The following is an 8,082-nucleotide window of genomic DNA, read 5'->3' as shown; positions in this document are numbered from 1 at the left end:
GCGTCTTGGGCTGCTGAGCGGTGTGCGGGTGTTCGCCACCGGCATAGACCTTCAGCTTCTTGATCATCGCGTAGCCCAGCGGACCCTTCGGGAGCATGCCCTTGACGGCCTTCTCGATGGCGCGGCCAGGGTGCTTGGCCTGCATGTCCTTGAACTTGGTGCCGTAGATACCGCCCGGATGACCCGAGTGGCGGTAGTACACCTTCTGTTCGGCCTTGTTGCCGGTCACGCGGATCTTGTCCGCGTTGACGATGACGATGTAGTCACCGGTATCCACGTGAGGCGTGTAGATTGCCTTGTGCTTGCCGCGCAGGCGGAGGGCGACTTCGCTGGCCACCCGTCCGAGAATCTTGTCTGTCGCGTCAATCACAAACCACTCATGCACGACTTCGGCCGGCTTGGCGCTGAAAGTCTTCATGGCAAATCTCTTTGCAGTTCGGTTTGCTGGCTGCTGAACGAAGCCCTCGGCGCTGCTTGTGAGTGCAGCCTCTCGGGTCTTCGTGGATGTTGACCATCCCTTTGTCCGCGCAGCCGTGGGCGGAAAAGCCCACGACTGTAGCACACCACGGCGCATCCACCGTGGTATCGGATCAGTTGCCGCTCGGTACCTTGCCTTCGACGCCCTTGACGTAGAAGTTGATGCCCGACATGAACTTGTCGTCGGCGACCGCGTCCTTCTTCAGGATCTCCTTGCCGTCCTGGCCGACGATCGGGCCTTTCCAGATCACGAAGCTGCCGTCGGTCAGGCCAGCCTTGACCTTGGCCAGCTTGTCCTTGACCTCGGCGGGCACCTTGTCGGAGATGGACACGATGTCGATCGCGCCTTCCTTGACACCCCACCACACGCCGCCCGTCGCCCAGGTGCCGTCCAGCGCGTCCTTGACGGCCTTCTTGTAATACGGTGCCCAGTTGATGACCGCCGACGCCAGGTGCGAGTTCGGGCCGAACTTGCTCATGTCCGAGTCCCAGCCGAAGGCGTACTTGCCCTTCTCTTCGGCCTTCTGCAGCACGGCGCTGGAGTCGGTGTTCTGGAACAGCACGTCCGCGCCGCCCGAGATCAGGCTGCCGGCGCCCTCGCCTTCCTTCGGCGGATCGAACCACTTGTTGACCCAGACCACCTTGGTCTTGATCTTCGGGTTCACGCTCTGCGCGCCGAGGGTGAAGGAGTTGATGTTGCGGATCACCTCGGGGATGGGGATCGAGCCGACCACGCCCAGCGTGTTCGACTTGGTCATCGAACCGGCGATCACGCCCGCCATGTACGCGCCCTCGTAGGTGCGGCTGTCATACGTGCGCATGTTCGGCGCCGACTTGTAGCCGGTGGCGTGCTCGAACTTCACGTCGGCGGTGTCGGCGGCGACCTTGAGCATCGGCTCCATGTAGCCGAAGGTGGTGCCGAAGATCAGCTTGTTGCCTTGCCCGACGAGGTCGCGCATCACGCGCTCGGCGTCGGCCGACTCGGGCACGTTCTCGACGAACGAGGTGACGATCTTGTCGCCGAACTCGGCCTCGACCGCCTTGCGGGCGTTGTCGTGGGCGAAGGTCCAGCCGGCGTCGCCCACCGGGCCGACGTAGGCGAAGGCGACCTTCAGCGGCTCGGGCTTCTTGGGAGCTTCGGCGGCGGGAGCGGACGCGGGGGCAGCAGCGGGTGCCGCTTCTTCCTTCTTGCCGCAGCCGACCAGCGCAGCGGTGGCGGCCAGCGCGGCCCAGCCGGAGGCCCGGATCAGGGTACGTTTCGAGAGCTTGGACATGGTTTCTCCATTGTCGTCAACGAGGTGCGCAATTATCACGCCTGAGCACCGCGTTGACGCGCTGCGGGCCACATCGCTGCCAGCCACTCGCGGTACAGGCCAGCCCAAAGTCTGGCGAGCGTTGGAAAAGAGCGATTTTTTCACATCAACTCCGCCTGATTGTGACGGCGCGACACGCCCTGTCGCAGCAAGTCAGTACGCTCCCCTACCAGAAAAACATGCGACAACTCGGGGGGTAACATCGAATCAACCGCGTTTCCATGCACACGCTGCGGCCTGTGCTGCACCAATCTGGACAAGAACCCGGCATACCGGGCGCTGGACCGAGGCGACGGCACATGCAAGCACTTTGACGCGTTGCAGCGCATCTGTTCGATTTATGCGGATCGGCCCACGCTGTGTCGGACTGACACCGTGCATCGACAGTATTTCCCGATGCTTTCGCAAACAGAATTCAATCGAATCAACGCCAGTCTTTGCAACCAAGCACAACTGGCGGCAGGTATCCCGGAAATTTTTCGCCTGACACAGGCATCCTGAGTGCATCCGCACATCGCACATCTTTACTCACTTCGATCGCCAAGGAAATTCAACATGCCTATTCCTCTTCTGCTTTGGGGCGCTGCAGCCGCTCTGGCCGCCACGGGTGTCGTGAAAGGCGTGCAAGCGTCCAACATGATGGATGAAGCCAAGGAAATCGGTGAAAAAGCCGAACGGAAACACAGGCGAGCGGCAGCTTCGCTCGATGAAGTGCGGGGCGATACCCAAGGCGAACTGGAGCAGTTGGGCAAGCTGAAGGTCACGGTCTTCACGCACCAGATTCGCCACCTGATCGAGGCCATCAAACGCACAAAATCGGCCAGCAGCAAGCTGCAGGGCTTCCAGGAAGATTTCAGCATCGAAAAAATAAAAGCCTATGAAAAGATGATCCTCAGTTCGCTGGAGCTGGAAAAGGGCATCGCGTCCGGCGCAGTCGGTGGCGCGCTGGCCGCCATGGGGGCTTATGGCGCAGTGGGAACCTTGGCCACGGCCTCCACGGGTGCCGCCATCACGGGCCTGTCGGGCGTCGCAGCGACCAATGCCACGCTGGCATGGCTGGGAGGCGGGGCGCTGAGTGCCGGGGGTTTCGGCATGGCAGGCGGCATGTTGGCCATGGGGGGCATCGTCCTCGGCCCGGCCCTGGCGATTGGCGGATTCATGATGGCCAGCAAGGCGGAAGAAGCATTGACAGAGGCCAACGCCTACAAGGCGCAGGTATCGATGGCCGTCGCCAAAATGCAGGCAGCCGAAACTGCCATGGAGGGCATCGTGACCAACGTGAAGGAAATCTCGAATGTCATCACGGAACTGGCGCGTCGATTCGACCAAATCAAGGTCGCAGATGACCGCGACCCAGTTCAGTTCCAGCGTATGCTGGCGATGGGCACTGCGCTCAAGAAGGCGCTGGATGTGGCCATCATCAACAAGGAGGGTGTTGCCATCGACAATATCCGGGCCAAATGTTCCGGCTTGATGGCAATCGCATGAAAAACCTGCCCGTAAAAACCATGACCTTCACTAAAATCATCCCGCTGGCAGCAGGAAAATTACCCATCGCGGCATCTGGGTCGGCCATCACCGAGGTCATCAACGCGTGGTCCGATTACAAGAAGACGGTGGAAACAGAAACCACCAAACGTGCGTCAATCGATGCCTGGCGTGATACACGTCTGGCGGATATTCAGTCCAAGAAAGACCTTTTAGAGCTGTATCTCAAGGAGACGTTCAAGGAGCGTGCAGGGATGATCCAAGGGTTTTTCAACACCCTCGACAAGGGCATCGAGAAGGGTGATAACCAGCTCATCAACGATTCGATGGGCGCCATCCTGAACATCGCCAACCAGTCTCCGCTGGCGCAAGCCAAGGAAATCATGCTGGCGATGCACGACCCGAACGTCCAGTCGATCGAGATCTGATCCAGATCGCCCAGCCCTTTGATCAACTGCCGGGGAAGAACGGCTTCCCGATCGACGCCGGCATGTTGGCTCGTATCCACGCCGGGTTCCGGGAGATCAGCACCAGCACGACGATCGTGGCGACATACGGCAGCGCGGTGAGCAACTGGCTGGGCAGTTCGACCCCTTCGCCCTGCAAATGGAACTGCAGCATCGTCACCCCGCCGAACAGGTAGGCGCCCAGCAGCACCCGCGCCGGCCGCCACGTCGCGAACGTCGTCAGCGCCAGCGCGATCCAGCCTTTGCCGGCCGTCATGCCCTCAACCCACAGCGGTGTGTAGATCACCGACAGGTAGGCGCCCGCGACACCGCACAGCGCCCCACCCGCCATCACCGCCGCCAACCGGATGCGCCGCACTGGATAGCCCAGCGCGTGCGCCGATTCGGGCGATTCACCGACAGCGCGCAGCACGAGGCCCGCCCGCGAGCGGTAGAGGAACCACACCAGCGCGAACATCAGCGCGATCGTCAGGTAGACCATCGGGTGCTGCTTGAAGAAGGCGGGGCCGATGACAGGGATGTCGGACAGCACGGGGATGTCGAAGTGCGGCCGCTCGGCGAGCTTCTCCTGCGTGTAGCGGATGCCCACGAACGCCGAGAAACCGCCGCCGAACAGGCTCAACGCGAGTCCTGTGGCGTACTGGTTGGTGTTGAGCCAGATCACCAGCACGCCGAAGGCCGCCGCCATCAACGCCCCTGCCCCGGCGCCCGCGGCGAAAGCGAGCCAGTCGTTGCCGGTATGCACCGACGTGGCGAACCCGGCGATGGCCGCCACCAGCATCATCCCCTCGGCACCGAGGTTGAGCACGCCGGCCCGTTCGTTGATCAGCAGCCCGAGGCCGGCGATGGCCAGCACGGTGCCCGCGTTCAGCGACGCGGCCACCAGCAAGGCGTATTCGTTCATCCCACTCATGGCTTGGCACTCCCGGTCCAGCGGATGCGGTAGGCGATCAGCGTGTCGCAGGCCAGCAGCGTACACAGCAGCAGCCCCTGGAACACGCCCGTCAGCGATTTCGGCAGGCCCAGGCGCGACTGCGCGAGTTCACCGCCGATGTAGAACATGCTCATCAGCACCGCGGAGAAGACGATGCCCACCGGGTGCAGCCGGCCCACGAACGCCACGATGATCGCCGCGAAGCCGTAGCCGACCGGGACATACGGCGTGAGCTGTCCGAGCGGCCCGGCGGCTTCGAGCGCCCCGGCCAGTCCCGCCATGCCACCCGACACCAGCAGCGCCGTCCACAACGCTCCCCGCGACGAGAAGCCCGCATAGCGCGCCGCCGCCGGTGCCAGCCCGCCGACCTGCAATGCGAAGCCGCGGTAGGTGCGGAACAGGAAGGCCGTGAACACCGCCACCAGCGCCAGCGCCAGCAGCACGCCCACGTTGGCCCGCATCCCGTCGAACAGGCGCGGGATCTTGGTCGGCGCGGCGAAGGTGATGGTCTGCGGGAAGTTGAAGCCCTGCGGGTCTTTCCACGGGCCGTAGACCAGATAGCTCAGCACCATCTCGGCCACGTAGACCAGCATCAGGCTGACCAGGATCTCGCTGGCGTTGAAGCGGTCGCGCAGCACGGCCGTGATCGCCGCCCAGGCCATGCCACCGAGCACACCCGCCGCGAGGATCGCCACGACGATCCACTTCGACGACGACGCATCCGCCTGCAGCGCCACCCAGCCAGCGCCCATCGCCCCCAGGATGAACTGCCCCTCGGCGCCGATGTTCCACAGGTTGGCGCGGAAACACACCGCCAGCCCCAGCGCGATCAGCACCAGCGGCACCGCCTTCACCGCCAGTTCCGACAGCGCACGGGCGTTCTTCACCGGCTCGACGAAAAACACCTGCAAGCCCTTCACCGGGTCTTTGCCCAGCAAGGCGAACAGCGCGATACCGATCAGCACCGTCAGCACCAGTGCGATCAGCGGCGACGCCAGCGACATCACCTGCGACGGCTGCGGTCGCGCTTCAAGCTTCAACATGGTCACGCTCCCACAATCCCGACATCCACGCGCCGATGCGCTCGATGGTGGCGTCCCGCGTCGCGATCGACGGCGACACCCGGCCCTGCGCGATGACGACGAGCCGGTCGCAGACCTCGAACAGCTCGTCCAGCTCCTCGCTCACCACCAGCAGCGCACAACCCGCGTCCCGCAGCGCCAGCAGCTCGCCGCGGATCTGCGCCGCCGCGCCCACGTCCACGCCCCAGGTCGGCTGGCTGACGATCAGCAGCTTCGGGTTCGCGGCGATCTCTCGACCGACGAGGTATTTCTGCAGGTTGCCGCCGGAGAGCGATTTCGCCGCCGCCTGCGGACCACCCGCCTTGACGTTGAAGCGCCGGATCAGCTCGGCCGACTGCGCCCGGATCGCGGACATGTCGAGCCAGCCGCCGCGGCCAACGCCTTCGGTGCGGGTCAGCAGAACGTTATGCGCCAGCGAGAGCGTGGGCACGGCGCCGCGACCGAGGCGCTCCTCCGGGACGAAATGCAGCCCCTGCCGCCGCCGCACGGTGGGCGACGCCTGCGCGATGTCCTGGCCGAAGAGCGTGACCGAGCCGGCCGGGGCACGTCGGTCCTCGCCGGACAGCGCCGCCATGAGTTCCTGCTGCCCGTTGCCAGACACGCCCGCGATGCCGACGATCTCGCCCGCCCGCACCTCGAATCCGATGTCCGCCAGCGTCGTGCCAAACGGATCGTCCTTCGGCAGCACCAGCCCGCGCACGGCCAGCGCGACCTCGCCGAGCTTGGCAGGGCGGTGCTGCAACTGCGGCGGCTCCGCACCGATCATCAGGCGCGACAGCGAGGCGTTGGTTTCCGTGGTCGGGTTGACCTCGCCCGTCACCTTGCCGCCGCGCAGCACGGTGCAGTGGTGGCACAGCGCGCGGATCTCGTCGAGCTTGTGGCTGATGTAGAGGATGGCGCAGCCGTTGGCAGAGAGCTTGCGCAGCGTGACGAAGAGCTTCTCGACCGCCTGCGGGGTGAGCACCGAGGTCGGCTCGTCGAGGATCAGCAGCTTCGGGTTCGTCAGCAGCGCCCGCACGATCTCGACGCGCTGGCGCTCGCCGACGCTCAAGCTGTGGACCGGCCGCAGCGGATCGACCTCCAGCCCGTACTCGCCCGCCACCGCCCGGATGCGCTCGATCACCTGCGCCAGCGACATCGCCTTGCCGAGGCCGAGCCAGACGTTCTCGGCGGCGGTCAGCGTGTCGAACAGCGAGAAGTGCTGGTAGACCATGCTGATGCCGAGGGTGCGGGCGTGGGCGGGGCTGGTGATCTGCACCGGCTGGCCGTTCCAGCGCACCTCGCCAGCGTCCGGTTTCACCGCGCCGTAGATGATCTTCATCAGCGTGGACTTGCCCGCGCCGTTCTCGCCCAGCACGGCGTGGATCTGGCAGGGTGCCACCGTCAGCGCCACGCCGTCGTTGGCGCGCACGGCGGGGTACTGCTTGGTGATGCCCAGGAGTTCCAGGCGCGGGGGGGCGGTCATCGGCAGGCTCCGGGTTGGGGCAAGGCATCACGGCGCAGCAGGACACCGCATCGGTGGTGCATTTTGACATCCACCCCGCCCTTGTCCGCGATCTGCCACGCTGCGTCGCAGCCGCGGGAACCTTGACATCCTCCCCGCCCTAAAGGACGGGGATTCCTCCTGCGAGACGCGCATGTCCGCGCGCGGCGATGTTCCTGGCGGCGTTCACGTCGCGGTGGTGTTCCGCGCCGCAATCGCAGCATGTCCATCGCCTCATTCGCAGACCTGTCCTACCTTTCGGACTGCTGGCGGGTATGCCCCCGCAGCGCGAACAGGTCTGGGTTGTGTAGGCTTCATTTACCTCCTCGAACACGATGCCGGCCTGATGGCTCTTGTATTCCAGCATCGTCTTCATCATCGACCACCCGGCGTCCAGCGTGGATTTCGCCATCCGAGTCTTCACCATCGCGCCGGCCTGCACGTTCCCGACGAAGATCGCCGCGTTGCGCTCGACCAGCCCGGTGCTGAACTTGTGCATCGCGTCCGAGCACGTCGCCGCCGTCTTCAGGCCAAGGTCGATCCCCACCGATCCAGTGCCGGCCGACTTCGGCACGTCCACCTTGACGCACGCGTTCAGGTCGAGTATCCGGCCGTGAGCTTCTGCAAGTCGAACCCGCTCAAGAACTCGCGCCGCTCCCGGAGCGCCCGCGCACTCGTCTCGTTGCAGTAGTTCCACACGAAGTTCACCTCACGCGCCATCAAGGACAGCACGCCCGCGTGCTTGTCCTTGATGCGCAGCTTGAGGGTCTTCACGGCTTCCATCCGACAACTGTATTTCCATACATGTCGCTTGACAAGCCGTTCCGGCTTGAACGCT

Annotated in this window: 9 protein-coding genes; 2 read left to right on the top strand and 7 right to left on the bottom strand. The window is 64.5% G+C overall.

Going from position 1 to position 8,082, the window contains the following annotated elements; translation table 11 throughout:
- The coding region (gene rplM / locus QZW52_RS17625; protein ID WP_294001086.1) for a 50S ribosomal protein L13 at nucleotides 1–418 on the bottom strand (418 nt) is incomplete at its 3' end.
- Between the two features lie 172 nt (nucleotides 419–590).
- Nucleotides 591–1,751 (bottom strand): BMP family ABC transporter substrate-binding protein, encoded by a 1,161-nt coding sequence (locus QZW52_RS17620; protein WP_294001083.1) that lies wholly within the window; start codon nucleotides 1,749–1,751, stop codon nucleotides 591–593.
- Nucleotides 1,752–2,345: 594 nt separating this feature from the next.
- Here QZW52_RS17620 and QZW52_RS17615 point away from each other — a divergent pair.
- Complete coding sequence (locus QZW52_RS17615; protein WP_294001081.1) at nucleotides 2,346–3,278, top strand: hypothetical protein; 933 nt, start codon at nucleotides 2,346–2,348, stop codon at nucleotides 3,276–3,278.
- Complete coding sequence (locus QZW52_RS17610) at nucleotides 3,275–3,706, top strand: hypothetical protein (protein WP_294001079.1); 432 nt, start codon at nucleotides 3,275–3,277, stop codon at nucleotides 3,704–3,706. The genes QZW52_RS17615 and QZW52_RS17610 overlap by 4 nt, the downstream gene beginning before the upstream one ends.
- Nucleotides 3,707–3,728: 22 nt before the next feature.
- On the opposite strand, the gene QZW52_RS17605 is transcribed toward QZW52_RS17610, so the two are convergent.
- From QZW52_RS17605 to QZW52_RS17585, 5 genes are all read right to left on the bottom strand, one after another.
- A complete protein-coding gene (locus QZW52_RS17605) occupies nucleotides 3,729–4,649 on the bottom strand; it encodes an ABC transporter permease (protein ID WP_294001089.1) in 921 nt (306 codons plus the stop codon).
- 5 nt (nucleotides 4,650–4,654) lie between these two features.
- Complete coding sequence (locus QZW52_RS17600; RefSeq protein WP_294001076.1) at nucleotides 4,655–5,722, bottom strand: ABC transporter permease; 1,068 nt, start codon at nucleotides 5,720–5,722, stop codon at nucleotides 4,655–4,657.
- Nucleotides 5,709–7,226: an ABC transporter ATP-binding protein gene (locus QZW52_RS17595; RefSeq protein ID WP_294001074.1), complete on the bottom strand. Its 1,518-nt coding sequence runs from the start codon at nucleotides 7,224–7,226 to the stop codon at nucleotides 5,709–5,711. Before QZW52_RS17595 ends, QZW52_RS17600 begins: the two co-directional genes overlap by 14 nt.
- Before the next feature lie 139 nt (nucleotides 7,227–7,365).
- On the bottom strand, nucleotides 7,366–7,824 hold the full coding sequence (locus QZW52_RS17590; RefSeq protein WP_294001072.1) for an RNA-guided endonuclease InsQ/TnpB family protein: 459 nt from the start codon (nucleotides 7,822–7,824) through the stop codon (nucleotides 7,366–7,368).
- A 14-nt stretch (nucleotides 7,825–7,838) separates the two neighbouring features.
- On the bottom strand, nucleotides 7,839–8,027 hold the full coding sequence (locus QZW52_RS17585) for a hypothetical protein (protein ID WP_294001069.1): 189 nt from the start codon (nucleotides 8,025–8,027) through the stop codon (nucleotides 7,839–7,841).
- Nucleotides 8,028–8,082: the final 55 nt, after the last annotated feature.

Origin of the sequence: Sphaerotilus sp., assembly GCF_013299175.1 — a bacterium.
Classification (GTDB): domain Bacteria; phylum Pseudomonadota; class Gammaproteobacteria; order Burkholderiales; family Burkholderiaceae_C; genus Sphaerotilus.
The sequence above is the reverse complement of the archived record's forward strand: the minus strand, read 5'-3'. Positions and strand labels throughout refer to the sequence as shown.